This window comes from Jatrophihabitans lederbergiae (assembly GCF_031845305.1).
Lineage (GTDB): Bacteria > Actinomycetota > Actinomycetes > Mycobacteriales > Jatrophihabitantaceae > Jatrophihabitans_A > Jatrophihabitans_A lederbergiae.
On the sequence record NZ_JAVREH010000024.1, the window covers coordinates 20,696 to 45,843 of the forward strand.

The window sequence follows — 25,148 nt, forward strand, 5'->3', positions numbered from 1 at the left end:
CCTTGTTACTGGTCAGTAGGAGAAGGGTATTACTGGCGAGTAGCCCTTGCAAGCGGGTCGTCCAAACCTGTGTATATCCGGCTAGCTGGCACTCCGGCGACCGGGCGGCTGCCGCGGGAAGGCCGGCTTGCCGGACTGCCGCGATAACCTCGGACACATGAAGCTGCGCGTATTCACCGAGCCCCAGCAGGGTGCCACTTACAGCCAACTGCTGACGGTCGCCAGAGCCACCGAGGACCTCGGCTTCGACGCCTTCTTCCGCTCGGACCACTACCTGCACATGGGCGATGTCAGCGGCTTGCCGGGTCCGACGGACGCGTGGATCACGCTCGCCGGACTTGCCCGCGAGACCAGCCGGATTCGCCTCGGGACCCTGGTCAGCCCGGCGACGTTCCGGCTTCCCGGCCCGCTGGCCATCAGCGTCGCCCAGATCGACGAGATGAGCGACGGCCGCGTCGAGCTGGGCCTCGGCGCGGGCTGGTTCGCCGAGGAGCACGCCGCCTATGGCATTCCCTTTCCCGGTCTCGCCGAGCGGTACCAGATCTTCGCGGAGCAACTCACCGTCATCGATGGCCTCTGGCGGGCACCGCTGGGCCAGACATTCGACTTCGCGGGCGAGCATTACACCCTCACCGGCGCTCCGGCCGTACCGAAGCCGGTCCAGTGGCCGCGGCCGCCGATCATCCTCGGCGGGGCGGGCAAGAAGCGCTCGGCCGCCCTGGCCGCCCGGTACGCCGACGAGTACAACGTCGGGTTCAAGCCGGTGGCCGAGACGAACGCGGTGTTCGACCGAATCCGCGCCGCCGTGGCCGGGGCCGGCCGGGAAGCGGACTCGATGGCCTACTCGACCGCCCAGGTCGTCTGCGTAGCCAAGGACGACGCGGGCCTGGCCCGGCGGGCGGCCGCTCTCGGACGGGACCTCGACGAGCTCCGCACGAACGGCCTGGCCGGTACTCCCGCCGAGGTGGCGGACAAGATCGGCCAGTTCGCCGACACGGGTGTCGACCGGGTCTACCTGCAGCTCATGGACCCGACCGACCTCGACCAGCTCGAACTCATCGCCGCCGACGTCAGCCCACAGCTCTGAGCTGCCCAGCTCCCGAAATGCTGAGCCGGACCCACCGCGGGCCTCAGGTGAGGACGCGCAGCCGGATCGTCTCGGGCATCGCGCGGATCTGGTCCACGATCTCTTGGGTGGTTCCGCTGACGCTGTCGGTGACCAGGTACCCGACGTCGCCCTTGGTGCCCAGCAGCTGAGCCTCGACGTTGACCTCGTGCTCGGCAAGGATGCCGTTCACCCGGGCCAGCACGCCGGGGACGTTGCGGTGCAGGTGCACCAGCCGCAGGGTGTCCTTGCGCCGGGGCAGGCCGAGGCCGGGCAGGTTGACCGACAGGGCGGTGGAACCCTCGTTCACGAAGTCGAGGAACTTGTTGGCGACGAACTGTCCGATGTCCTGCTGCGCCTCTTCGGTTGAGCCGCCGATGTGCGGGGTGAGGATGACGTTGTCGAGCCCCCGCAGCTCGGACACGAACTCGTCACCGCGCCGCTTCGGCTCCACCGGGAAGACGTCGACGGCGGCGCCCACGATGTGGCCGTCCTCGACGTGCCGCCGCAGGGCCGCGTAGTCGACGACGAAGCCACGGGACAGGTTGAGGAAGATGCTGCCCTGGCGCATCGCGGCGAACTCGGCGTCGCCGAAGATGTTCTTGTTCTCCGGTCGGCCGTCCACGTGCAGGGTCACGACGTCGGAGTCGTGCAGCAGCTCCTTCAGGCTGGCGCTGCGGTGGGCGTTGCCGAGCGCGAGCCGGTCGGCGGTGTCGTAGAACAGCACCCGCATGCCGAGGTTCTCGGCCAGGACGGACAGCTGCGTACCGATGTTGCCGTAGCCGATGATGCCCAGCGTGCGGCCGCGCACCTCGTGCGCTCCGTCGGCGGACTTGTCCCAGACGCCGGCGTGCATGGCCTTGTTCTTCTCCGTCAGCCGGCGGGTGAGCGAGATCAGTTCCGCGATCGCCATCTCGACGACGCTGCGGGTGTTGGAGAAGGGCGCGTTGAACACGGTCACCCCGTGCGCTGTGGCCGAGACCAGGTCGATCTGGTTGGTGCCGATGCAGAAGGCGCCGATAGCGAGCAGGTGCGGTGCGGCATCGAGCACCTTCTGGGTGACCTGGGTCTTGGAGCGGATGCCGAGAAGCTGTACCTGGGCAAGCGCGGCGACGAGCTCGTCCTCGTCCAGCGCCCGATCGAGTGAGGTGACGTCGAAGCCTGCGCACCGGAGCAGCTCGACGGCCTCGGGGTGGATCTGCTCCAGCAGTAGGACACGGATGGGGTTCGCTTGCACTTCTCACCTCGCGGGGAACGGCGGGAACAGCGCCCACCGATCGGGGTCGTACCGGATCCGCGAGCCGCATTGCCCGCGCATCCATCTTAGTGGCCCCAAGATCCGGCGAGCGCACCGCGGGCGCGCGCGGGGAATGGATTAGATTCGCTGTAGGCGCCGAGCCGTTGACCGCTTCGTCCGAAGCGAGCAGTGCTTCCTCAGCGGGACGACGCCCTCAGGAGTGACATGACCGAGACCCGCTGGCTCAGCGATCAGGAGCAGCAGTCCTGGCGCGCCTTCATCGACGGCTGTCGGGCGCTGTTCGACGTCCTGGACCGGCAGTTGCAAGCCGAGAGCAACCTTCCGCACGCCTACTTCGAGATCCTCATACCGCTGTCCGAGGAGCCTGGCCGGGCGTTGCGGATGAGCGAGCTGGCCGAACGGGCCAGGTCCTCGCGAAGCCGGCTCTCCCATGCCGTGGCTCGGCTGGAGGAGCGCGGCTGGGTGCGCCGTACGGACTGCCCCACCGACAAGCGCGGCCAGCTCGCGGAGTTGACCGACGAGGGATTCGCGGTGGTGCAGGCCGCGGCGCCCGGCCATGTCGAGGCGGTTCGCACGTACCTGATCGACCAGCTCTCACCGGAGCAGATCCGCGTACTCGGCGAGGTGGGCGACATCATGCTGCGCACCACTGCCGAGACGGACCTGCCACCGCGGCGAAACTGAGTCGGGTTCCCGCTCGGGCTCACTCGGCCCCGCGACACGATCGTTCTGTATGGCTCAATCTGCGGTCAGCGCTAGACACCGCGATACGGTCCGATCCATGGACCCGGTTCTCAACCCGTACGCCCCCGGCGCCGGTCAGCGGCCACCTGAACTCGCCGGCCGCGACTCCGAGCTGATCGCCTTCGACGTGGTACTGGAGCGGATCATCAAAGGCCGCTCCGCTCGCTCGCTGGTGCTGACCGGGCTGCGGGGTGTCGGAAAGACGGTGCTGCTCAATGCCCTGCGCTCGGCCGCCGTCCGAGCCGGCTGGGGTACCGGCAAGCTCGAGGCCAAGCCGGACCAGCCGCTGCGCCGGCCCCTGTCGGCCGCGCTGCACGTGGCCATCCGGGAACTGGGCGGCGCGCATCCCGAGGACACCGCGCAAGTTCTCGGCGTGCTGAAATCCTTCGCGCAGAAGGAGGCGCCCACGGCGAAGTTACGGGACCGCTGGCAGCCGGGCATCGGCGTGCCCGCTGTCTCAGGCCGGGCCGACTCCGGGGATATCGAGATCGACCTCGTCGAGCTGTTCTCCGACGTCGGCGGGCTGGCCGCGGACACCGGCCGAGGCATTGCCGTCTTTCTCGACGAGATGCAGGACCTGGCCCCTGACGACGTGTCGGCGCTGTGCGCGGCCTGCCACGAGCTGAGCCAGAACGGCCTGCCGCTCGTCGTGGTGGGTGCCGGCCTGCCGCACCTGCCCGCTCTGCTGTCGGCGAGCAAGTCCTACAGCGAGCGGCTGTTCCGCTACGCCCGGATCGACCGCCTGGACCGGACGGCCGCCGATCGGGCGCTGCAGTCACCGGCGCAGGACGAGGACGCCGAGTTCACGCCTGAGGCTCTCGAGGCGATGTACCGGGTGACTGCGGGCTACCCGTACTTCATCCAGGCCTACGGAAAGGCGGTGTGGGATATCGCGCCCTGCTCGCCGATCACCGCCGACGATGTCGCGATGGCAGCACCCGAGGCCGAACTGGCCGTCGGCTTCTTCGGATCGCGGTTCGAGCGGGCGACCCCGGCTGAGCGGGAGTACCTGCACGCGATGGCCGCCGCCGCGATGCCGCCTGCGGAGCCGACCCCGGACTCCGGCTGTGGACCGGTCGCTGAGCCGGAGTCTGTTCCCACCGCGGTGGTCGCCGAGCACCTGGGTCGCAAGCCGCAGTCACTGTCCCCCGCGCGCGACGCGCTGCTGAAAAAGGGCCTCATCTACTCCGGAGAGCGGGGCCGAATCGCATTCACGGTGCCGCACTTCGGCCGCTATCTCCGGTCCCAGGGGGCCGAACTATGACGGTTGCTACGCTGCTCTACGGCTGACTCTAGAAATCCTTAGAGAAGGCAATCGCCAGTGCTCTGCGGTCACGTCCAGATCCCGTACCGGCATGGTCCTCGAAGCTCATCCTGACTACGTCGCGGGTGGCGCGGTAACTTCGAGACGTGACCAACTCTGACGTTCGTATCGGTGTCCAGCTTCAACCCCAGCACGCCAGCTACGCCCGGATTCGCGAGGCGGTGACCGAGGCCGAGGACATCGGCGTCGACATCGCGTTCAACTGGGACCACTTCTATCCGCTCTACGGCGATCCCGAGGGTCAGCACTTCGAGTGCTGGACGATGCTGGCCGCGTGGGCCGAGCAGACTTCGCGAGTCGAGATCGGCGCGCTGGTCACCTGTAACAGCTACCGCAATCCCGAGCTGCTCGCCGACATGGCGCGCACCGTCGACCACATCAGCGACGGACGGCTGATCCTCGGCATCGGCTCCGGCTGGTTCGAGAAGGACTACCAGGAGTACGGCTACGAGTTCGGCACGGCCGGTTCGCGGCTGAACAAGCTCGCCGAGGACCTGCCGCGGATCGAGCAGCGTTTGGCCAAGCTCAACCCGGCGCCGACCCGCAAGCTCCCCGTCCTGATCGGTGGCGGCGGCGAGAAGAAGACGTTGCGGATGGTCGCCCAGCATGCCGACATCTGGCACTCCTTCTCCGACCTCGACACACTCCAGCGGAAGTCGGGCGTGCTCGCCGACTGGTGCAAGGAGTTCGACCGGGACCCCTCCGAGATCGAGCACTCGGTCGGCGTCCAGCCCGGCAAGCCGGAGGACTCCGGACCGGCGTACCTCGAGGCGGGTGCCCGGTTGTTCACCGTCGGGGTCGGCGGACCGGACTACGACCTGACCTCGGTACGCGAGTGGGTCACCTGGCGCGACAGCCTGTAGGCCGGCGCCGGACGCGTCAGCTCAGGGGGCTTCCACCTGGGCTGACGCGTCCAGTACATCCTGAGGGTCGGTGTCCTCCCCGCTCAGCCCCCGGGCCTTGTCGTGCTCCTCGTGGAACTGCAGCCAGCTCATGCCGAGCTCTTCGCGCCGCTCGTCGGACACTGCCTGTTTGAAGTCAGGCAGGAACTCGCGCTCCTCATCCGCCATGTGGGTCGCATTGACGTCCTGAGTGGCTCGTACGGCCTGCCACCAGTCTTCGGAACCGACCTCGTGCCCGGTGACCGCCTGAATGGCGTGCCGGATGTCGTTGTGCTCGCGCACCGCTTCCTCGCTCTCGGCGGCGCCCTCCGCCACGCCGTGGGCCAGCAGCGGGTACACCAACTGCTCCTCGGCGACCGCGTGCACCTCCAGCGCCGCGGCCAGCTCCTCCCAGGCCGCAGCGAGCTCCTCGGCATCGTCGGCATCATTCAGTGCCGCGAACTTGCGGCGGAAGTTCTCGTGCTCGCTCAGTACCAGGACGGTGATCTCGAAGTCGCTCATGCACCCATTCTGGTTCGCTGCGGCGGCAGCCGGTTGTGCGGGCTCAAACTTCTGCAACCTCCGCGCCGCGGGTGTGGCGGTGATAGAACCGGAACGTCCGGCACGGTCAACGATGGAGTGGGGTAAGCAGGCATGGCATCAGGAGTGGCATCGGTATGGGTTCCGGTTCAGGACATGGACCGGGCCGTGAAGTTCTACGGTGAGACGCTCGGCCTGACTGTCAAGCAGTCGGGCGGGGACTGGTCCGAGATCGACGCGGGTGGCCTGATGATCGGGCTCAATGCCCGCGAGCAGACCTCGTCCAGTGGTTCCAGCGGCGGAGCGGTGATCAGCTTTCAGCCGGACGGCGGCATCGAGGACGAGGTGAGCCGGCTGCGGAACGGCGGCGTGGAATTCACCGGCGAGATCAGTGAGCACCCGTGGGGCCGGATCGTGCCGTTCAAGGACAGCGAGGGCAACGACCTGCAGTTCTACGCACCGCCGGCTTGAGTGCGCGTCGGCTCCACGGTCCGCCGTGGAGCCGGCTTCAGCTCCGGTCAGCCGCTCAGCCCAGCCGCTCGGCCAGAGCAGCGGCAAACCGGTCCGCCGCTCCGGCCGAGTGCTCGAAGAACAGTGACGGCTCGGTGAGTTCGGCCTCCACCACGACAGGACCGTCAGTTCCTGGCAGCAGGTCGATGCGCGCGTAGAGCAGCGGTGCGGCCAAGCCCTTGGTCAGCTCCGCGAGGACGCGGCCGGCGAGTTCGATCTCGGCAGGGTCGGCCTGCCGCGGTGTGATGTTCTCCGGAATGAACAACTTCTCGTCCCGCAGTTGGTGATGGGTTCCCGGAGCCAGCATGGGGCCCTTGCGGATCGAGTGGCTGAAGGTGCCGTCGATAAAGACGAGCGCGCTCTCGCCCGCGGTGTCCACCCCCGATTGGTACGGCTGCACCAGCACGGTGCGGCCGGCATCGTGCAGCGCCTCGGCGTGCTTGCGGGCACCGTGCAGCGCGCCCGATTGCGCGGCATCGAAACGCCCGGCGCCTCGGGAGCCGGCGCCGACCGACGGCTTGAGCACGAACTCGCCGGTGGCCGGCAGCTCCACCGGCTCGCCAGGCTCGAGGAACGTCGTCGGAACGACCGGGAGTCCGGCTCTCGCCAGGCCGGCGAGGTAGCGCTTGTCACTGTTGGCTTCGACCACCGCGACCGGGTTGAACAGCCGCGGCACGGTCCGCGCCCAGGTCAGGAACTCCGCACGTCGAGCGGTGTAGTCCCAGGTTGTCCGGAGAACGGTGGCGTCGAATGTCGCCCAGGTCTGAGGGGCGTCCCACGGCACGATGCTGACGTCGAAGCCGATTCGGGTGAGCGCTGCGACGAGGTACCGGTCGTCCGGGTCACCGTCGGGCAGTTCGGCGCAGGTCGCGATGGCGATGTGTCGGGTCACCGCCCGATCGTAGGTAGCCGGTCTTCGGCTCAGCCCAACGGGCCGTCTTCGTTGAGCGGGTGACGGGAATCGAACCCGCGCCGTCTGCTTGGGAAGCAGAAACTCTGCCATTGAGCTACACCCGCGTGCCGCGTGAGCGGTATCGCAACATACTAGCGAACACCGTGGCCGTACCAGGGCTCGGCAACGGCCCCGGTAATCTCGCGGCCATGCTGCTCAGCGATCGTGACATTCGCTCCGAGGTCAAGGCCGACCGGCTCAAGCTGGAGCCCTGGGACCCCGAGCTGGTGCAGCCGTCCTCGATCGACGTCCGGCTGGACCGCTACTTCCGGGTCTTCAACAATTCGCAGTACACCCACATCGACCCGTCCCTTCAGCAGGACGACCTGACCTCGCTGGTCGAACCGGATGGCGACGACCCGTTCGTCCTGCACCCCGGCGAGTTCGTGCTCGGCTCGACGCTGGAAGTCGTGACGCTGCCCGACGACCTTGCCAGCAGGCTGGAGGGCAAGTCCTCGCTCGGCCGGCTGGGCCTGATCACGCACGCCACCGCCGGGTTCATAGACCCGGGGTTCTCGGGGCACATCACGCTGGAACTGTCCAACGTCGCGAACCTGCCCATCACGCTGTGGCCCGGCATGAAGATCGGGCAGCTGTGCGTGTTCCGGCTGTCCTCGCCGGCCGAACACCCGTACGGCAGCGCCCAGTACGGCTCGCGGTACCAGGGCCAGCGCGGCCCGACACCGAGCCGGTCGTACCAGAACTTCCGGCGCTGGGACACCCGCTGACCGGTGCGGTAGGACTGAGCACCGACGGTCAGCCGCGCTCGGCGCCGATCCGGAAGTTGGCCTGCCACAGGTCGGCCAGGCCCAGGTCCCCGCGCAGCGACACCTGGTCATCGCCGGCTCGGTTCCACGCCCACCGGTACAGGTCCGAGCTGAGGCCGAACACGCTCAGGTCAGCGTCGTCCACCGCCCCCGACCGGCAGTGCACACCGGCAGGCGTGAGGCTCAGCGTCCACGCGTCGTTGGCATCCAGCGGGGTGACCGCGATCGTCCGGACACCGCTGACACCCTCCGGTGAGAACCGGTGCGGCGCGAGTGTCGCCAGCACCTCGTCCAGCCCGTCGGCGGCGAAGTCAGGATCGAACTCCTGCACTCCGAAATCCGCGGCCAGCTCCAGGTCCACTCGGTGGATCGCGGTCTCGTGCGCCTGCCGGCGCGCCCAGAACACCCGCGCCGAGGGGACGGGGACCAGCGTCCAGACGTCGAGCGTGGTCGGTGCCGACCGCAACGCGTCCAGCAGTTCGTCCAGTCCGGACGCCAGGACGGTGTCGAGCGCCTCGTCCGCGGGCCGCTCGAACCTGAACTGCGCCGGATCCCCGCCCCGCAGGATGGAGGCGACCCAGTGGTGGACCTTGGTGGTGTGCCGGGCCGCCTGCCCCACCGTCCAGCCCGGACACGACGGCACGGCCGTGTCGAGGTCGAGACAGCGCAGGCAGAAGCGGAGCTTCTCGCCTTCCCGGCGCAGCTCGTCCAGGTGACGGTCGAGGTCCATACGACAAGCTACCGCCGCGAACCGTCAGCCATGGCTGGTGGCGAGCAACGCCGGCAACGCGGCGGCCAGGATTCTCAACAGCTCCTCCTTGGAAATGTGCGGGTCCGGAACCCAGGCGAGGACGACCTCCTCGGCCATCGCCAACCATCCCCGCGCCAGCAGCCGGACGGCCGGGGTGTCCCGAGCGCCGAAGGCAGCCAGGTGCGCGGTGATGCGCAGGGTCAACGCGTCGCGGGTCTGGTCGAAGATCTCTCGGAGGGCGGCGTCTCCGCTTGCCGCGCCCCGGACGAGCGCGATGTAGCCGCGATAATTGGCGATCACGTAGTCGATGTAGTGCTCCAACGACAGCATCAGCCGGGGCATCGGATCGAGTGCCCGATCAGGCTCGGTGCGCTCGATCAGGTTGGCTGCCGCACGCTGCACCACGGCGCGATGGAACTCCTGCTTGTTCTTGAAGTAGTGGAACAGCAGACCACGCGAGATGCCGGCCTCTTCGGACAAGAGGTCGATCGACAGCTCGTCGAGCGTCCGGGTGGCGAGCATCTCGACGCCGAGTTGGAGCAATTGCTCCCGTCGCACCTCAGGGTCGAGTCGGACCCGCTTGGCAGCAGTCATGGCGCCATCCTAGACAGCGCCCGAACCTATTGATTGCCGTTCAATTGCAGTTCTGGCACGGTACCTAGCTCAGTGCGGGCGGGACCGGTGCGCATCGGGACGTGCGGAATGCCGTCCTCCAGAAAGGTGTCCCCGCAGCGTGCGAAACCGAACCTGGCGTACCAGCCCTCCAGGTGTGCCTGCGCGTCGAGCGCCAGCGGAACCCCCGGACCGACGAGTTCCAGCGCGCGGTTCATCAGCAAGGCACCGACCCCGGACGAGCGAGCCGCCTTGCTGGTGACCACCCGGCCGATACGGACGGTGCCGCCTGGCTCGCGCAGGATCCGCAGCGTGCCGGTAACCTCGGTTCCGGAGCGCGCTTTGGCTGACTCGGCTTTGCCGAACTCGGCTTCGACCGACTCCGCTTCTTGAGATTCGGCCCAGACCCAGCGTGTTCCCGGCTCCAGGTCCCGGCCGTCCAACTCCGGGTACGGGCACTCCTGCTCGACGACGAAGACGTCCACCCGCAGCCGCAGGATGCGATACGCCGTCATCATGTCGAGCTCGGTGGGAACTGCGTCGCGGAGTTCGAGGTCGGCCACATCAGCCAGCCTAAAGCTGATCCGAACACAACCCTGACATGGCCTTGCCCTGGATCGAACGTCCGCGCGGCATGGTGAGAGAAGTCAACCGCATCCCCAGTTCCACCGCTTTCCTGAGGAGTACGCATGTTCAAGCAGATCGTTCTGGCCGGATCGGCCGCCGCCGTGGTGCTGGGGGCCGGCACCGCCGCCCTCGCGGCGTCCGGCTCGACCTCCGCGCAGGCGGCGAGCCTGACCAGCACCACCAGCTCACAGCCGGCAGCCCCCGGCACGTCGGCTCCGGGCAAGGCTGCCAGGGGCCGCGAGGGCGCCAAGAGGCACCTGCGGCACGCCCTGCACGCCCAGTGGGTCACCCGCGCGGGCAAGGACAAGACCGGTTTCGTCACCCACGACGAGATCCGGGGCCAGGTCACGGCGGTGTCGGCGACCTCGATCACGGTCAAGGCCGCCGACGACGTGAGCCAGACCTACTCCGTGACGAGCGCGACGAAGGTGCACACCCGGGCCGAGGCCAGGGGCAAGGCCGCAACGATCAGCGAGGTCCACGCCGGCGACCGGGTCGTCGTCACCGGTACCGGAACCAGCACGCTGACCGCGCTTCACGTCATGGACGGCGCCAAGAAGTAGCCGTCCTCGGCTGGTAGCCGCACGGTGAAGCGGGCACCGCCCTCCGGGGCGTGGCCCGCTTCCGCCGTTCCGCCCAGACGCTGGGTCAGGCCGGCGACGATGGCCAGGCCCAAGCCGGTGCCCACCTGGCGTAGCCCGCGGTAGCGCTCGTGCAGCACCGATCGTTCGAAGGCCACCGGCAAGTCCGCATCGGTCAGGCCGGGACCGCCGTCGCGAACTTCGAACACCACCGCGGCCCGCCCGTCGGCTGCAACCTCGCGGCGCACCGCCAGCACGATCGAGGCGCCGGACGGGGTCACCCGGAGCGCGTTCTCCAGCAACCCGTCGGTGATCTGGCGGACCCGGGTGGGATCGGTCCGTAGCGGCAGGGCGGCGTCCGGAGCCTGCAGGCTGAAGGGAATTCCGGCAGCGGCGCACCGTCCGGCCCACACACCGGCGGCGTCGCGGCAGAGTGCCACCGCGTCGACCTCGACCGGTTCGATCCGGAAGTCCTGGGCGCCCAGCCTGGCGAGGTCGAGCAGATCCGCCACCAGCCGGTTGAGCCGGTGCGATTCGGTCAGCAGGATCGCGCCCACCCGCGGGGCCTGTTCCGGCGGCACGACGCCGTCGGCGAGCGACTCGGCGTAGCCGGTGATCGCGGTGAGCGGCGTGCGCAGGTCGTGCGACACCGACAGCAGGAACTCCCGCTGGCGCCTCTCCGAGTGGGTCAGCGCCGCGGCCAATGTGTTCAGCGCCCGGCCGACCTCGGCCACCTCCGTCGGGCCTTGGGGCCACACCAGCACGTCGCGGTGCCCGGCGGCGAGCGCGTGTGCGGCCGCGGCAGTGCGCCGCAACGGCCGCGAGATCCGGATCGCCACCAGCAGGCCGAGGACGACGGCGATGAGCACCGCCATGACGAGCGCCTCCTCGATCCGGCGGATCGTCGGGTCCGCCGGAGCCGTCGCGTCGACCTGCCGCTGGACGAGCGCGATGCCCCCGGCGTTCGTCCAGCGACCCTCGATCAGGACCTGGTGGCCGCCGCTCGGCCGCTGAGCCGACACGGATGAGCCGCCGAGCACCGTGGCGACATCCGCCGGCGTGAGCACCGATCTCGCCAGCGGGCTGCCGGTCCGCACGGTCCCACTCTCGCTGATCGCCGCGGACTGGATCTTCAGCACCTGCAGCGTCCGGCGCGCCCGGTTCTGGCTGATCTGCGGATCGTCCCCGGCATCAGCCGCCTGCTGAGCGGCGTCGGCGAGCCGGCCGAGCGTCTCGCGGGCGCTGCTGGCGCTGGATCTCTCGACGAGCCGCACCGCGAACAGCCCTGCCAGCACGGCGGTGATCACCGCGACGGCGGCCGCGAGGGCGGAGATCCGCAGCGCCAGCGTGCTCCGGGGCCGGCTCATGCGGCGGGGCCCGGCTGGTCGACCGCGTACCCGACGCCGCGCACGGTACGGATCGGGCTGGCCGACCCGAGCTTGCCGCGCAGCTGGGCGATGTGCACGTCGACGGTCCGGGCGCCGGCAATGGAGGAGTAGCCCCAGACCTCGCTGAGCAGCTGGTCGCGGCCGATCACCCGCCCTGGCCGGCGCATCAGGAAGGCCAGCAGGTCGAACTCGGTGGCGGTCAGCGGAACCTCGGTCGCGTCGGCGAACACCCGCCGTTGGGCGGCATCCAGCCGGACGCGGCCGACCTGCAGTGGTTCCGGGCCGTCGGTGAGTCCCTGCGACCGGCGCAGCACGCTGGAAACCCGGGCCACCACCTCCCGCGGCGAGAACGGTTTGGTGATGTAGTCGTCCGCCCCCAGTTCCAGGCCGATGATCCGGTCGGTCTCGTCGTCCCGGGCGGTCACGAACAGCACCGGCGTCCAGTCAGCGGCCGCGCGCAGCCGCCGGCACACCTCGATGCCGTCGATGCCGGGCAGCCCCACGTCCAGGATCATGGCCGCCGGCTTCAGCGCGGCCACCGCGGCGAGCCCCGCCTCGCCGTCGGCCGCCAGGTGCACACCGAACCCGGCCTTCGCCAGGTTCAGCCTCAGCACATCGGCGATCGCGGGTTCGTCCTCGACAACCAGGATCAGTCCGCGTTGCAGCACAGCCGCACCCTACTGAGCGAAACCCTGCATGGGCCTGCAATGCCGCCCACTCAGGAGTCCCAACCGAGTTGCGGGGTGGCGCAGGTGCCCCGGAACACGTACTGCGAGGGCAGCTTGCGCTGGTGACTCGACCAGTCGATGACCGGACGGTGCTGGTCGGCCGGCAGGTAGCCCAGGCGGTAGACGGCCATCAGTTCCAGGTCGTCCGGAACGCCCAGCAAGCTCTCGATGCGCGCCCAGTTGCCCGGAACCTCCATCGGGAACGAGACGAACTGGATGCCCATCCCCAACTCCACGGTGGTCAGCCAGACGTTCTCCATGGCCGCGCCCATGCTGAAGAGGGAGTAGAAGGACGACAGTTCACCCGGCCGGTACTCGCCCCTGTCGAGCAGCACCCCGAGCAGCAGCGGCGAGCCGGCCACCAGCTTGCGGTTCTCGTCCCCGAGGGTCTGCGGTACCCGCATGGCGTTCATCAGCCACTGGCCGCGGCGCGTGAACACCTGGCTGGTGAAGGGGCGCAACGGTGCGGGGAGCTTGTCGAACAGCATGCCGCTGCGATGCGTCCGCATCTCTTCGTCGCTGAAGCGGAAGTACGGCTTGTACCGCTCGAAGAACGTTCCGTTGGACATGGCCTCGGTCATGCTTTGGCCGCTGATGGCAGCGATCTGGGCAATGGTGGAGCGCTCTTCGATGAGGACGAAGCGCCAAGGCTGGCTGTTGAGCTGCGACGGCGCCCGGCCGGCGACCTCCATCAGCAGGCGCTGATGCTCCTCGGACACCGGATCGGGCAGGAAGCCCCCGTTGGTGGTCTTGCGGCGTCGAACCGCGTCCAGCAGTTCCACTGCTACCTCCAGGCCCGGACGGCACCTGCGGCGATCGGCGGCGCGGCGGTGAGCGCCACGACCACATGCCGGAGCCCCCGATCATGGACGAAGGGAATCACCGAGAGCGGCAGCACGGCAGGCAGCAGCGCCCAGCCCGCCCGGCTCTGGCTCCACCTCAGGGAGCTGACGGCGGCCAGTGTCGATGCCGCCGTCATCCCGAACAGCGCGTGGTGCAGCCATCGAACGTGCGAGGTGTCCACGCGGCGGGTGGCGACGGCGACGCCCAGGACGCAGTTGGCCGTGTAGCTGGCGGCTGCGGCGGTGAACAGGGGGGCGGGATCTTTCACGCGCGATGACTTCTTCATCAGAGGGCACATGATCCCAGACGTGCCGCCCTCGGCCGCATCCGGGTTTCACCGGAGCGGCGGCATGGTGGCCGTCTACGGAGCGGACATCCGCAGGAGGTATACAGGAGCTATGAAAGCGACGGTCATCCACGCGCCCGGCGACATCCGCATCGAGAACGTCCCCGACCCGGCCATCCAGCGACCCACAGACGCCCTCGTGCGCGTCACCGCGTCCTGTATCTGTGGCTCGGACCTGTGGCCGTACCGCGGGGTGACCCCGACGACGGAACCGCACCGGATCGGTCATGAGTTCGTCGGCGTGGTCGAGGAGGTCGGCTCCTCGGTGAGTGACCTAAGGGTCGGCCAGTTCGTCATCGCGCCCTTCGTGGTGAGCGACAACACCTGCGCGAACTGCCGGCACGGCGTGCAGACCTCGTGCCTGCACGGTGGCTCGTGGGGTGGCGAGGACGCCGACGGCCTGGCCGTGGACGGTGGCCAGGGCGAGTGGGTGCGAGTGCCCCAGGCGGACGGCACGCTCGTCGCGGTGGACGATGAGCCGGCCGCAGAGCTGGTTCCCGGACTGCTGGCGCTGTCCGACGTCATGGGTACCGGCCACCACGCGGCCCTGGGGGCCGGTGTCGGACCGGGCTCGAGTGTCGTGGTTGTCGGGGATGGCGCGGTGGGTCTGTGCGCGGTTATCGCGGCACGCCGGCTGGGCGCCGAGCGCATCGTGCTGATGTCGCGCAACGAGTCCCGCCAGAAGCTCGGGAGGACCTTCGGGGCCGACACCATCGTCACGGAGCGGGGCGACGAGGGAATCGCGCGGGTGCTGGACCTCTTCGACGGCATCGGCGCCGACGCGGTGCTCGAGTGCGTGGGCACCGACGAGGCGATGAAGCAGGCGGTGGCATCAGCACGTCCGGGCGGCCGCGTCGGCTATGTCGGCGTGCCGGTCTCGGGTAGCTCGCTGCCGGTGCAGGAGCTGTTCGGGCGCAACGTCGGCCTGGTCGGCGGCGTGGCTCCGGTGCGGGCGTACATCCCCGACCTGCTGGACGACGTCCTGTCCGGAGCGATCGACCCGGGAGCGGTGTTCGACCGCACGATGCCGTTGGCCGACGTCGCTGACGGCTACCGGGCGATGGATGATCGCAGCGCCATCAAGGTGCTGTTGCAGCCCTAGAGCCCGGCCAGAGCCGGTCTGGAGGACGGCGCGACAGCCCATCCGGGCCTAGTGGCTTGAGTTTCGAGTGGGTTACGGTCGTCAAGTACCGGATGCGACAGCCGATTAGCGTATTGTGTTCTCCTTCCACGGTTCGGCCGGTGTCCGACCGCGGGGGTGGCATGCGCTGCTCCGGCGACCGTCCGTGTCCACCCCGACGCTGGTCGGCCGGACCCTTGCCCTCGACTTCCTGCTGGTGGGCATCACCGCACTGCTGTCGACCTGCTGGCCGGCTCACTCGGAACACCGCTCGACCGGCGTCATCCGGATCCTGGCGGTGCTCGCCATCGTCAGCGCGCCGGCGTTCCTCCGGCTGCGCCGGAGCGACTGGTGGTTGTTGCACGGCATCACCCTGTCCGGGACGGCGACAATCACGATCGGCGTTTCCTTCGCCGGTGGCGGCACCACGGCCGTCGTCAGCAGCATGCTGTATCTGCTGGTGATCGTGCACGTCTTCTACGCCTACGCGCGGGCGGTTGCTTGGCTGCACGTCTGCGTTGCGGCTGCCATGGCCGTGCTGGTGCTGCACAACGACACCGCCGTCGGGCCGTCGGAACTGGTCGTGTTGCTCGGGGTGGTCGTGGCCATCTCCGTGCTGGTGGGCTGGCTGGTGCGGGCCGCTGACCTCGCGGAGATCGACTTCCTGACCGGCCTGGCCAACCGCCGGGGCTTGGAGTCAGCCGCCCAAGCCATGCTCCAGAGCCGGCCGGATGAGCATCAACTTGCACTGATCATGATCGATCTCGATGGCTTTCGGGCGGTGAACGAGCGGCACGGTCATGCCGGTGGCGATGACCTGCTCTCGTCGCTGGCCCGCAGATGGCAGCGGTTGCTGCCCAAGGGCGCTCTGCTGGCTCGGCACGGTGGAGACGAGTTCGTGCTGCTGTTGAACGACCAGACCGACTCGGAGCTCGAAGCCGTGCTGACTGGCATGCGGGCGGCCCTGGAGACGACGTCTTTCTCGGCGGGGGTCGCGTGGTTCGCGCCCGGCGAGTCGCTGTCGATGTTGCTGTCCAGGGCGGATTCAGCGCTCTACGAGGCCAAGCGTTCCGGCGGTGCGACGACGGTCTTCTCACCCGGGCCCAGCGATGACCAGAACGGGCAGGACATCCTTCTCGGCCTTGCCGCACGGGAGTTTGCCGTGTTCTATCAGCCGATCATCGATCTCAACACCGGCATGCTGAAGAAGGCTGAGGCGCTGATCCGCTGGATCCATCCCGAGCGCGGCCTGATCCCGCCGGACGACTTCATCCGCCGGGCGGAGGTGAGCGGAGTCATCACCATCCTCGGTGAATGGGTTCTCACCGAGGCCTGCCGGGACGCCGCCTCGTGGCAACCCAACGGCGACGGCGAGCCCATCGGGGTCAGCGTCAACGTGTCGGGACTGGAATTGGAAGACCCTGGCTATGCGACCCGGCTGGCGCGCATCCTCAGCGAGTCGGGGCTGGCCCCGAACCGCCTGATCATCGAGTTGGTGGAGACGGACTACAACGTGGACGCTCCGGTCGTCGCGGGCAACCTCGCCAACCTGGCCGTGGCAGGGATCAGGCTGGCAATCGATGACTTCGGCACCGGCTACTCGAGCATGAACCGGCTGCACCAGCTTCACGTTCACCAGCTGAAGATCGACCGCTCCTTCGTCGCCGGCATCACCCATCGCGAGCAGGACGTGCCTGTGTCACCGCCATCCTCGCCATGGCGCGTGCACTGGACTTGGAAGTCGTCGCGGAGGGCATCGAGCACCGCGAGCAGGCCGCCTGGCTGCGGGCCCACGGTTGCGGCCAGGCGCAGGGTTACCTGTACGGCCGGCCACAGCCCGGTCCGCCCATCCTGACCACCATGGACAGCGTCGACGAGCCGGACCGCGCGGTCCGGCCGGGCGGCTAAGCCGGGACGGGGTCGAGGACGACTACCGGGATCGCACGGTCCGTCTTGGTCTGGTACTCGTCGTACGCAGGCCAGATCTCTGCCATCATGCGCCACAGCGCCGGCTTCTCGTCGTCGTTGGCGGTCCTGGCGATGGCGGTCAAGTCCTCCGGGCCGACCTGCAGCGCGACCTCGGGGTTCTCCTGCAGGTTCAGGTACCACGCCGGATGCGTCGGTGCCCCGCCCAGCGACGCCACGACGACGTAGGACGCCCCGGACCTACCGTAGATCAGGGCGGTCCGCCGCAGCTTGCCTGACTTTCGACCCTTGGTGGTGAGCAGCAAGGTGGGCACACCGTTCCAGTCGTGGCCCTCTTCGCCGCCGGTCTCGACGTAGCGCTGGATGTGCTCCGAAACCCGCTCGGCCGGACTGTCGTACACGTGTGCGTCGCTGGAAGTCATGGTTCCACCGTACAAAGCTCAGGGCGCCGCTGTGAAGAACGTTCGCGCGAGTGGAACCGCGCCGGTTGTGGAGTCCTCGCCACCGTAGACGAATACCGCGATCGCCAGATCGCCTCGGGTGCCGGCGAACCACGAGTGGCTCTTGGGTGGCGTGTCCGTGCCGAACTCTGCCGTTCCGGTCTTGCCGCGAATCTGACCGGGCAGGCTGTTCAGCTCGGCGTAACCGGTCGCACCCGGCATCGATATCGTCGCCCGCAGCAGCGCGTTGAGGTTGGCGGTGACCTTCGGCGGGAGAGGCTGGGCTGAGCTGGCCCGATCCGTCATCAGCGTCGGTGCGACGGGCTTGCCGGAGGCGGCGGCTCCGGCGATCGACGCCATCGCCAGCGGGCTGACCAGCACCTTGCCCTGGCCGATCGCCTCTGCGGCGAGCTCGGTTCCGGTGGCGGTGCCGGGCAGCGAGCCGGAGAAGTAGTCCACCGGCAGGCTCCAGGTGCCGCCGAGCCCCAGTTCGGTGGCGGCCTTGTGCAGGGCGCCGGCGGGAAGCTTCATGGCCGTATTGATGGCGGTGGTGTTGCACGAGTACCCGAACGCGGCCGTGAGCGGGATGGGGCCGTGTGAGAACTTGTTCTCGTTCTCGAAGGACCTGCCGTTGACGGTGACCGTCGCGGGGCACGGGGCGGTCGAGGTTGCTGTCAGAGCCGGGTTGTTCTGGAAGGCCGCGGTGTAGGTCACGATCTTGAAGGTGGAGCCCGCCGGGTACTCGCCGGCAAGGGCGATGTCCTCGGTCGCCGCGCCACTGTTCGCCACGGCCAGGATCTTGCCGGTCGACGGTTGCAGAGCAACCAGGGCAGCAGGCAGCGTGACCGCTGAGAGCGTCGCGTCGGCGGCTTCCTGCAGCGCCGTGTCCAGGGTCAGGCGTATCGGCTTTCCGGCAGTAGCCGTGGTCACCGTGCCCAGCTCGGCGCCGAGTGCGCCGGTCGTATCGGTGGCGGCGTATACCGCCACGCCGGCGGTGCCGCTCAGCTGCTTGTCCAGCGCCAGTTGCAGCCCGGAGAGCCCAGTCTGATCGCCTGCCCGCACACGTCCCTTGGACTGGTCGACAAGCTCTTTGGTGGCTGGTCCGACGCTGCCGAGCAGCGGTTTGGCGAAGTTCGAGGTGGGCGGTAGCAGCAGGGTGCTCGGATTGAACTGGGTCCCCTTGAGCTCGTGGATCTTGGCCTTGACCTGCAGGTAGCTGCTCTGGCGCAGCGTGATGATCGGAACGAACTGGTTCTTCGGCGCTGCCTTGACGGCGGTCGTGATCTCTCGTGCGCTGGTCTGTAGCTGTGGCACCGCCGCCAGGGTGGCCGCCAGCGACGGCAGGTTCGCCACGTTGGCGGGGTTGATGCCGACCTCGACCACCGGCGTCCTGCTGAAGAGCGGCTTGCCGTTGCGGTCTTGCAGCGCGGCCCGGTCGGGTTCGGTCCGCTGGACGCTCAGGTGCGAGCCGTTGGTGAGCTGCGGGTGCAGATCGCTGGCCTTCCAGCTGACGACCCAGTTCTTGCCCTGCTTCACCACCGGCAGCGAGCCGCTGTACTTCCAGGGAGCGTTCACGCCGGGCAGTGTCCACGACGCGGTGTAGTCGGCGATCGCCGCGGCATCCTGGCGATCGGCAAGGCCGGTCACGGTGAGCGTCGCCTTGGCACCGATCCCTAAACCCCTCAGGCTATTCTCGATCGTCGCAAGCGCGGGTGCCGGATCGCTGGTCTGCTGGGCGGCTCCGGCGGCGTCACCGGACGCGAGCGCGGCCAGGTAGCGCTGGGCGACGACCTGCTCGGGCGGGGTCTTCTTTCCGTGACTGCAGCCGGCGAGGCCCAGGGCCGCGACGGCAACTGTGGCTGCGAGTGCGGACAACCGGAGGCGGCGGGAGGTCATGGGTGAATTCAACCAAAGCGCGCCGACAGTTCTGCCCGTGCGGCTGTGCGTGTGCTCAGCATGACTATTCGGTAGTAGCGGTATCAGACGGGTGGTCCGGTGACACCCCGCCCTGGCGCGCGTTTCGCCCGCTGGAACGCTCACCGGCTCGGCAGAGCGGCGCCCGTCCCGCTGCTGGGCTGGGCCTCGCTGGGGTGTCGCGGCCAGCCACTACGGTGGTCCGGTGACAGGCATCGGAGCTGCGATATTGGTCGGCGTTGCCGGGTTGGCGGCGGGAACGATGAACACCGTCGTGGGATCCGGCACCCTGATCACCTTCCCGGTGTTGCTGTCGCTGGGTGTGCCGCCGGTCACCGCGAACGTCAGCAACACCATCGGGCTGGTGCCGGGCTCGTTCAGCGGCGCATACGGCTACCGACGCGAGCTGGCCGGCCAGCGGGACCGGCTGGTGCGCCTGGGGCTGGCATCCTTGAGCGGCGGCGTGGTCGGCGCGCTGTTGCTGCTGGTGCTCCCGGCAGGCGTCTTTCGCGCCGTAGTGCCGGTGCTCATCGTGCTGGCCCTCGTGCTGGTGGTGGCGCAGCCCCGGTTGTCTCGGCGATTCGTCGGGACGGCGGCTGACAATCCCTCACACGGCCGACACCCCGTCCTGCTTTGGAGCCTGGTGCTGCTGACCGGCGTGTACGGCGGCTACTTCGGCGCTGCGCAGGGTGTGCTGCTGGTGGCGGCTCTCGGCGCTCTGCTGGACACGAACATGCAGCGGGTCAACGGCGTGAAGAACGTCCTGGCGGGCCTCGTCAACGGGGTGGCCGGCGTGCTGTTCAGCATCCTGGCGCATCCGAACTGGGTCTACGTCGGGATCATCGCGGTCACCTCGGCACTGGGCGGTCAGCTCGGCGCGGTGGTCGGACGGCGGCTGTCGCCGCTCGTACTGCGCGGGGTCATCGTCGTGGTCGGCGTTGCCGCCCTGGTGAAGTTCCTCTTCTTCTGAGGAGCGCGCGCCCAGGGCACTAGTCCGTCGCGGTCACCGTGGCGGGACGTGTCATCGACTGCTGCAGGATCTGAGCCACATCCAGTACCTGCACGTGCTCCTTGGCTGATCCATCGGACTTCTTCTCGTTGACGGCGTCCGACAGCATCACCATGCAGAACGGGCACGCCGTCGAAATGAGGTCCGGGTCCAAGCCCAGAGCCTCTTCGGTGCGCTCGGTGTTGATGCGCTTGCCGATCTTCTCTTCCATCCAGAACCGGGCGCCCCCGGCGCCGCAGCAGAATCCCCGGTCCTTGCAACGGTGCATCTCCTGCGACTTCAGCGCCGGAATGGCGCCGAGCACATCACGGGGCGGCGTGTAGATCTTGTTGTGGCGGCCCAGGTAGCACGGGTCGTGATAGGTGACGTTCTTGGCGACGGGCTCGACCGGCGTCAACTGCCCGTCCTCGACGAGCTTGGCGAGCAGTTGGGTGTGGTGGACGACCTCGTAGTCCCCGCCCAGCTGCGGGTACTCGTTGGCGATGGTGTTGAAGCAGTGCGGGCAAGTCGCGACGATCTTGAGCGGGCGACCCTCTGGCTTGATGGAGTTCAGCTTCTCGACGTTCTCGGCACCGAGCATCTGGAAGACGAACTCGTTGCCGAGCCGGCGCGCGGAGTCACCGGTGCACGTTTCGTTGGCGCCCATGATCGCGAACTCGACGCCCGCCACGTTCAGCAGCTCGGCGAATGCCTTGGTGACCTTCTTCGAGCGATCTTCCAGGGCGCCGGCGCAGCCGACCCAGAACAGGTACTCGACATCGTCGGGCAGCGACTCGCCCGGTGACACCCGTCGGACGTCGAAGCCGAGGCCCTCGGTCCATTCCTCGCGGTTGCGGGCGGGCAGGCCCCACGGGTTGCCCTTGTTCTCCAGGTTGCGCAGCATCGTGCCCGCCTCGGAAGGGAACGAGGATTCGATAAGCACCTGGTAGCGCCGCATGTCGATGATGTGGTCGATGTGCTCGATGTCGACGGGGCACTGCTCGACGCACGCCCCGCAGGTGGTGCAGGACCAGAGAACGTCGGGGTCGATCACGCCGTGCGAGGCGAAGTCACCGACCAGCGGCCGCTGCACCTGCTCGATACCCGATCCCTCGACCCGCGGGTAGCCGGCCTCTGGAACGTGGGTGCCGTGTGAGCCGCCTTCCGCGGCGGGCGTGCTGAAGTTGGGCATGGCATCGTCGGCAACGGTCTTGCCGCCGATCAGGTAGGGCGCCTTAGCGAACAGGTGATCGCGAAGGTCCATGATCACGAGCTTCGGAGACAGCGGCTTGCCGGTGTTCCACGCCGGGCACTGGGACTGACAGCGTCCGCACTCGGTGCAGGTCGCGAAGTCGAGGTAACCCTTCCAGGTGAAGTCCTCGATCTTGCCCTTGCCGAACACGGTGTCCTCGGACAGGTTCTCGGCGTCCATGAAGTCGATCGGCTTGCCCTCGGCATCCTTCACGGGCGGTAGCGCGCCGAGTGCCTTGGGCAGTCGCTTGAAGTAGATGTTGATGGGGGCCGTGGCGATGTGCAGGTGCTTGGAGTACGTGACGATGATGAGGAACGCCAGGACGACGGCAACCTGGGCCAGCAGGAAGATGGTGGCGAGGCCGGCGTTGTAGGCGCCGGTGCCCAGGGCCTTGGCGGTCAGGTACGAGGCGAAGGTCCACTTCGAGTGGCCGTACGAGAACTCGCCGGCGTTCATCTGGGCGCCACGGAGCAAGAACAGCGTCACGATCACCAGCGTGATCATGCCGAGGATGACCCACGCCGGGCCGGCGTGCGAACCGTAGAAGCGGGAGTCGCGCTTCTTGCGCTCAGGGGCGTTGCGGACGCGCAGAATGGCGAAGGTCGCCAGGCCGACCAGGACGGCAACCCCGAAGAAGTCCTCCAGGAACCCCAGCAGCTGCCACTTGCCGACCAGCGGAATGTGGAAGTCGCGGTTGATCAGCAGGGCGCCATAGGCTTCGAGGATCGTCAGGTTCAGGACCAGGAAGCCCCAGAACGTGAAGAAGTGGGCAAGGCCCGGGATGGACCATTTCAGCAGCCGCTTCTGGCCGAGTACCTCTTCGGCGTCGGTTACTACGCGGGTACCGACGTCCTTGCCGCGGCCGGGGTCCGCGGCTCCGGAGCGGATGAGCTTGACCAGCCAGAACACCCGACGACCCGCTATGGCCGCGGTCGCGACGGTCATGAGCAGGGTCAGAATGATGCGCAGTGCCACTGCGACCTCCAGCGTCGTCTAGCTTGTCGAGCTCAGGGAAGGGCTTGCGCAAGAATACGCGCTGTTACTCATGGGTAACCACGTCAGCACCACACCGAATTGGTCACACCTGGGCCGAGCCCGATCGCGGTCGGTCGGGTGGCTCGGGTGGTTGGCCCCGCAACAGCTCATCGACCTGGTCAGCCACCGCCAATAGCCACTCTCGGTAGCTGCCCCACCCGTCAGCTTCCGCGGCGTAGCCGAGCCCTAGATCTGAGGTGAGGAACTGGGCAACTACGGCGTCGTCCTCGTCGGAGAATCGTTCGAGCAGGTCGTGCACCTCAGCCCCGAGGGCTGGAGCGTGCGTCGGCTCGGACAGCGCAAAGTCCCGAATTGCCGACCAGGCGCTCTCATACTCGTCCCGCCAATCTTCGTGGAGGTATCCAGCTAGTAAGTTTTCTAGGGCCTTGAAGTCCTTCACTCGGTCACCATCGCCGTCTGTATGCGGTATCCCTCGCGGGCACCGGGGTCGCGTCGGAGCACGAGTCGGATGCCCGTTCCTTCGGTGATCTCCTCGGTCGCACGAGAGAGGCAGCTACCAAGTGCGCGGCTTGCAGTGCCGGTGAGCACAACTTTCTTGCCATCGGTTCTCAGCCAACGCTCTATCTCGCTTCGGTTTGCCTTCAGCAGATCTGAGATGGACTGTTCAGCCACCTCGCGGTCGTAGAAGCTGGAAGCACCTCGGATGTCCGGCTCAGTCGCCAGCCTGCGCGCCAAGAACTCTTCGCTCTTGCCCACATGCTTCTCCAAAGTGTGGCCGCCCGCTGCCTCATGAGCTGCGAGCCCTCCACCAGGCACCACCCGACTGATGGTTCGCACGCCTGGCGCAAACTCTTCGAGAGCGTGCGCGGCCTGCCCAATCTCGCGCCCGGCGGTGAACGCCTTGCCGCCGACCGGCAAGGCGCCCATCGCGTCGAGCCCCAGCGTCGAGGCGCTGACATGGTCCCCCCGAGTTCGACGCACCACGTCGGTGGCCAACTGGGCCGCGGCGACCACCGTGGCGGCGGTCAGGCATGCCGCGCCGGCTGGCGGGCAGATGAACAACAACGCGAACCCGATCACGGACAGCTCAGTGCTGAGGATGCCCAAACACTCTGAGGCGTTCTTCAACGTCGGGTGCATGAGCATGTAATCGATCGGCGCGGCGTACTTGGCGATCCGATCCAGCTGCCTGCCGAGCGCGGCGAGCCCGTGTACGTCACGCGTCGGATCGCTGGCGTCGGCACGCAGCAGGGCCGTGCAGCAGCGGTCGAGGGCGTCGGCCCACTCGTCGTAACCGGCCTTGAAGCGCTGGGCGTAAGCCCGCAGTTCCACGCTCGCGGCTTGGGCTGCCGGGGACTGGGCAGTCAGAGCCTGGGCGCCCGCAGCATGACCGGCGCCGGGGGACGCCGCCGATTCGTGAGTCCACGTCGGACCGAGGCTCGGACTGCCCAGCGGCGTCGTACCCACCCCGGCACGGTTGGCGAGTTCGCCTCGCAGCCACCGCAACTGCGGCGACGCGATGTCGAGAGTGCTGGCATAGCCGGCCAGGGCTGCCGCGTACGACTCGTACCGCTCCGCCGTCGCGTCCAGATGAGGGGCCTTCGCGCGCAGCGTGTCGGCGAGGGCCTGCTGCGCCTTCCCGCGCCAGAGGCCGCCGTCCGCACTCGACAGCAACACCCGTGCCGCGGACCGCAGTTCCGCCGCAAGCGCACCGGAGCGAAGGGCCACCGAGCGAACCTGCTGCGGGTCGCCCGTCGGCACTCGTTGCGCCAGGCAAACGTCCCGGGCCGTCGGGCCGTCCGACGGCAACTCGAAGCGGCTAAGCGCCATGGTGTCGTTCCATAATGAAGCACCCTAGACACGACCGACGTACCCCCCAGAAAGTTATCCACAGGATGGCTGGGCCTGTGGGTAAGCGCGCCTCCGGCCCACGCGATCAGGCAGACTCCCAGGGGTGGATATCAACGAGGCAGTTGCCGCAGGCACCGCACGCGCCCGGGCGCACGATGCCGGGGAGCTACTCACGCTGCAGTTGGCGGCCTGGGTCCGCGAGGGTAGAGAAGCGCGGCGCATCGACATCCCACCGCTACTCGAGGAACTCAGCGACGTAGCCGCCCAACTGGCGGATCCGGCGCTGACCATCTGGGTCTACCGCGACTCGACTGCTCGGATGATCGCCACGGTGCGGACCTCGCTGCTCTCGCCCACCACGGCGTTCCTCGGCCGGCTGGGTGTGGTGCCCGACCGCAGCGGCGAGGGCATCGGTGGAGCGATGCTCCGACTGGCGGAGAGCAGGGTGCCCGCCGCGGTGACGAGGATGGAGCTGATCACCGGCGTCCGCAGCGTCAGCAACCACCGCTTCTACCAGAACCGCGGGTACCAATTCATCCCACTCGTCCGGCCCGACGACGGCCAGCCAGTCGTCCGGCTAGCCAAGGAGCTCAACCGCCAATGACTATGACCCAACCACACCACCGGACGGAAGTTGAGTCCCCCAGACTCAGTTGTTTTGACAGCAGGTCGATCCAGGTAGCAATATCAGAGCCAGCAGTCGA

The 25,148-nt window shown here is 68.3% G+C and carries 25 protein-coding genes, 1 tRNA gene and 1 pseudogene; 11 read left to right on the forward strand and 16 right to left on the reverse strand.

The annotated features are described in order from the left end of the window. Nucleotides 1–157: 157 nt before the first annotated feature. Entirely contained in the window at nucleotides 158–1,087 is a 930-nt protein-coding gene (locus RM423_RS15990) for an LLM class F420-dependent oxidoreductase (protein WP_311424045.1), read from the forward strand. Nucleotides 1,088–1,130: 43 nt separating this feature from the next. On the opposite strand, the gene serA is transcribed toward RM423_RS15990, so the two are convergent. Beyond that, complete coding sequence (gene serA / locus RM423_RS15995) at nucleotides 1,131–2,342, reverse strand: phosphoglycerate dehydrogenase (RefSeq protein WP_311424046.1); 1,212 nt, start codon at nucleotides 2,340–2,342, stop codon at nucleotides 1,131–1,133. Nucleotides 2,343–2,567: 225 nt separating this feature from the next. Between serA and RM423_RS16000 the strand changes: the two genes are divergently transcribed. The 3 genes from RM423_RS16000 to RM423_RS16010 all read left to right on the forward strand — a co-directional run bounded on the left by RM423_RS16000 (nucleotide 2,568) and on the right by RM423_RS16010 (nucleotide 5,294). Then, the gene (locus RM423_RS16000) at nucleotides 2,568–3,047 is read left to right on the forward strand and encodes a MarR family winged helix-turn-helix transcriptional regulator (protein WP_311424047.1); all 480 of its coding nucleotides are present in this window, start codon (nucleotides 2,568–2,570) and stop codon (nucleotides 3,045–3,047) included. Nucleotides 3,048–3,144: 97 nt separating this feature from the next. Then, nucleotides 3,145–4,371: an ATP-binding protein gene (locus RM423_RS16005; RefSeq protein ID WP_311424048.1), complete on the forward strand. Its 1,227-nt coding sequence runs from the start codon at nucleotides 3,145–3,147 to the stop codon at nucleotides 4,369–4,371. Between the two features lie 146 nt (nucleotides 4,372–4,517). Next, nucleotides 4,518–5,294 (forward strand): LLM class F420-dependent oxidoreductase, encoded by a 777-nt coding sequence (locus tag RM423_RS16010; RefSeq protein WP_311424049.1) that lies wholly within the window; start codon nucleotides 4,518–4,520, stop codon nucleotides 5,292–5,294. A 21-nt stretch (nucleotides 5,295–5,315) separates the two neighbouring features. Here RM423_RS16010 and RM423_RS16015 read toward each other — a convergent pair whose 3' ends face one another. Next, entirely contained in the window at nucleotides 5,316–5,834 is a 519-nt protein-coding gene (locus tag RM423_RS16015) for a hemerythrin domain-containing protein (protein ID WP_311424050.1), read from the reverse strand. A 132-nt stretch (nucleotides 5,835–5,966) separates the two neighbouring features. Here RM423_RS16015 and RM423_RS16020 point away from each other — a divergent pair, with 132 nt between their 5' ends. Beyond that, entirely contained in the window at nucleotides 5,967–6,323 is a 357-nt protein-coding gene (locus RM423_RS16020) for a VOC family protein (RefSeq protein WP_311424051.1), read from the forward strand. A gap of 55 nt (nucleotides 6,324–6,378) precedes the next feature. On the opposite strand, the gene RM423_RS16025 is transcribed toward RM423_RS16020, so the two are convergent. Together RM423_RS16025 and RM423_RS16030 are read right to left on the reverse strand one after the other, a co-directional pair. Continuing rightward, on the reverse strand, nucleotides 6,379–7,254 hold the full coding sequence (locus tag RM423_RS16025; protein ID WP_311424052.1) for an ATP-grasp domain-containing protein: 876 nt from the start codon (nucleotides 7,252–7,254) through the stop codon (nucleotides 6,379–6,381). 54 nt (nucleotides 7,255–7,308) lie between these two features. Further along, nucleotides 7,309–7,379: transfer RNA gene (locus tag RM423_RS16030), tRNA-Gly, on the reverse strand. Between the two features lie 84 nt (nucleotides 7,380–7,463). On the opposite strand from RM423_RS16030, the gene dcd reads away from it, so the two are divergent. Further along, nucleotides 7,464–8,042 carry a dCTP deaminase gene (gene dcd, locus RM423_RS16035; protein ID WP_396327746.1) on the forward strand — a complete coding sequence of 193 codons (579 nt, stop codon included), beginning with the start codon at nucleotides 7,464–7,466 and terminating at the stop codon, nucleotides 8,040–8,042. A gap of 28 nt (nucleotides 8,043–8,070) precedes the next feature. Here the strand turns inward: dcd and RM423_RS16040 are convergent, their stop codons facing one another. The 3 genes from RM423_RS16040 to RM423_RS16050 are packed head-to-tail and all read right to left on the reverse strand — an operon-like array spanning nucleotide 8,071 to nucleotide 9,962. Next, entirely contained in the window at nucleotides 8,071–8,811 is a 741-nt protein-coding gene (locus RM423_RS16040) for a maleylpyruvate isomerase family mycothiol-dependent enzyme (protein ID WP_311424054.1), read from the reverse strand. Nucleotides 8,812–8,835: 24 nt separating this feature from the next. Next, on the reverse strand, nucleotides 8,836–9,426 hold the full coding sequence (locus RM423_RS16045) for a TetR/AcrR family transcriptional regulator (RefSeq protein ID WP_311424055.1): 591 nt from the start codon (nucleotides 9,424–9,426) through the stop codon (nucleotides 8,836–8,838). A gap of 26 nt (nucleotides 9,427–9,452) precedes the next feature. After that, nucleotides 9,453–9,962: a GNAT family N-acetyltransferase gene (locus RM423_RS16050; protein ID WP_396327747.1), complete on the reverse strand. Its 510-nt coding sequence runs from the start codon at nucleotides 9,960–9,962 to the stop codon at nucleotides 9,453–9,455. 171 nt (nucleotides 9,963–10,133) lie between these two features. Here RM423_RS16050 and RM423_RS16055 point away from each other — a divergent pair, with 171 nt between their 5' ends. Continuing rightward, nucleotides 10,134–10,634: a hypothetical protein gene (locus RM423_RS16055; RefSeq protein WP_311424057.1), complete on the forward strand. Its 501-nt coding sequence runs from the start codon at nucleotides 10,134–10,136 to the stop codon at nucleotides 10,632–10,634. Here RM423_RS16055 and RM423_RS16060 read toward each other — a convergent pair. Genes RM423_RS16060 through RM423_RS16075 form a run of 4 tightly spaced genes read right to left on the reverse strand, consistent with a single transcriptional unit; the run spans nucleotide 10,607 to nucleotide 13,879 of the window. Continuing rightward, a complete protein-coding gene (locus RM423_RS16060; RefSeq protein WP_311424058.1) occupies nucleotides 10,607–12,019 on the reverse strand; it encodes a sensor histidine kinase in 1,413 nt (470 codons plus the stop codon). The genes RM423_RS16055 and RM423_RS16060 overlap by 28 nt on opposite strands. Beyond that, nucleotides 12,016–12,708, reverse strand: coding sequence for a response regulator transcription factor (locus tag RM423_RS16065; protein ID WP_311424059.1), 693 nt, complete (start codon nucleotides 12,706–12,708; stop codon nucleotides 12,016–12,018). Before RM423_RS16065 ends, RM423_RS16060 begins: the two co-directional genes overlap by 4 nt. Before the next feature lie 50 nt (nucleotides 12,709–12,758). Continuing rightward, nucleotides 12,759–13,550 (reverse strand): nitroreductase family protein, encoded by a 792-nt coding sequence (locus RM423_RS16070; RefSeq protein ID WP_311424060.1) that lies wholly within the window; start codon nucleotides 13,548–13,550, stop codon nucleotides 12,759–12,761. 2 nt (nucleotides 13,551–13,552) lie between these two features. Continuing rightward, nucleotides 13,553–13,879: a hypothetical protein gene (locus RM423_RS16075; protein ID WP_311424061.1), complete on the reverse strand. Its 327-nt coding sequence runs from the start codon at nucleotides 13,877–13,879 to the stop codon at nucleotides 13,553–13,555. Between the two features lie 130 nt (nucleotides 13,880–14,009). Here RM423_RS16075 and RM423_RS16080 point away from each other — a divergent pair, with 130 nt between their 5' ends. Further along, nucleotides 14,010–15,059 (forward strand): zinc-dependent alcohol dehydrogenase family protein, encoded by a 1,050-nt coding sequence (locus RM423_RS16080; protein WP_311424062.1) that lies wholly within the window; start codon nucleotides 14,010–14,012, stop codon nucleotides 15,057–15,059. Nucleotides 15,060–15,606: 547 nt separating this feature from the next. After that, nucleotides 15,607–16,985 (forward strand): annotated as a pseudogene (locus RM423_RS16085) (putative bifunctional diguanylate cyclase/phosphodiesterase). Here RM423_RS16085 and RM423_RS16090 read toward each other — a convergent pair. Next, nucleotides 16,982–17,425, reverse strand: coding sequence for a nitroreductase family deazaflavin-dependent oxidoreductase (locus RM423_RS16090; protein WP_311424064.1), 444 nt, complete (start codon nucleotides 17,423–17,425; stop codon nucleotides 16,982–16,984). The pseudogene RM423_RS16085 and the gene RM423_RS16090 overlap by 4 nt on opposite strands. Before the next feature lie 18 nt (nucleotides 17,426–17,443). After that, entirely contained in the window at nucleotides 17,444–19,339 is a 1,896-nt protein-coding gene (locus RM423_RS16095; RefSeq protein WP_311424065.1) for a penicillin-binding transpeptidase domain-containing protein, read from the reverse strand. Between the two features lie 223 nt (nucleotides 19,340–19,562). Between RM423_RS16095 and RM423_RS16100 the strand changes: the two genes are divergently transcribed. Next, nucleotides 19,563–20,327 (forward strand): sulfite exporter TauE/SafE family protein, encoded by a 765-nt coding sequence (locus RM423_RS16100; RefSeq protein ID WP_311424066.1) that lies wholly within the window; start codon nucleotides 19,563–19,565, stop codon nucleotides 20,325–20,327. Between the two features lie 19 nt (nucleotides 20,328–20,346). Here RM423_RS16100 and RM423_RS16105 read toward each other — a convergent pair whose 3' ends face one another. The 3 genes from RM423_RS16105 to RM423_RS16115 all read right to left on the reverse strand — a co-directional run bounded on the left by RM423_RS16105 (nucleotide 20,347) and on the right by RM423_RS16115 (nucleotide 24,423). Next, nucleotides 20,347–22,566: a heterodisulfide reductase-related iron-sulfur binding cluster gene (locus RM423_RS16105; protein ID WP_396327748.1), complete on the reverse strand. Its 2,220-nt coding sequence runs from the start codon at nucleotides 22,564–22,566 to the stop codon at nucleotides 20,347–20,349. Nucleotides 22,567–22,675: 109 nt separating this feature from the next. Then, nucleotides 22,676–23,032, reverse strand: coding sequence for a contact-dependent growth inhibition system immunity protein (locus RM423_RS16110; protein WP_311424068.1), 357 nt, complete (start codon nucleotides 23,030–23,032; stop codon nucleotides 22,676–22,678). After that, nucleotides 23,029–24,423, reverse strand: a complete 1,395-nt coding sequence (locus RM423_RS16115; RefSeq protein ID WP_311424069.1) for an RNase A-like domain-containing protein — start codon at nucleotides 24,421–24,423, stop codon at nucleotides 23,029–23,031. Before RM423_RS16115 ends, RM423_RS16110 begins: the two co-directional genes overlap by 4 nt. A gap of 124 nt (nucleotides 24,424–24,547) precedes the next feature. Here RM423_RS16115 and RM423_RS16120 point away from each other — a divergent pair, with 124 nt between their 5' ends. Then, entirely contained in the window at nucleotides 24,548–25,048 is a 501-nt protein-coding gene (locus tag RM423_RS16120; protein WP_311424070.1) for a GNAT family N-acetyltransferase, read from the forward strand. Nucleotides 25,049–25,148 lie beyond the last annotated feature (100 nt).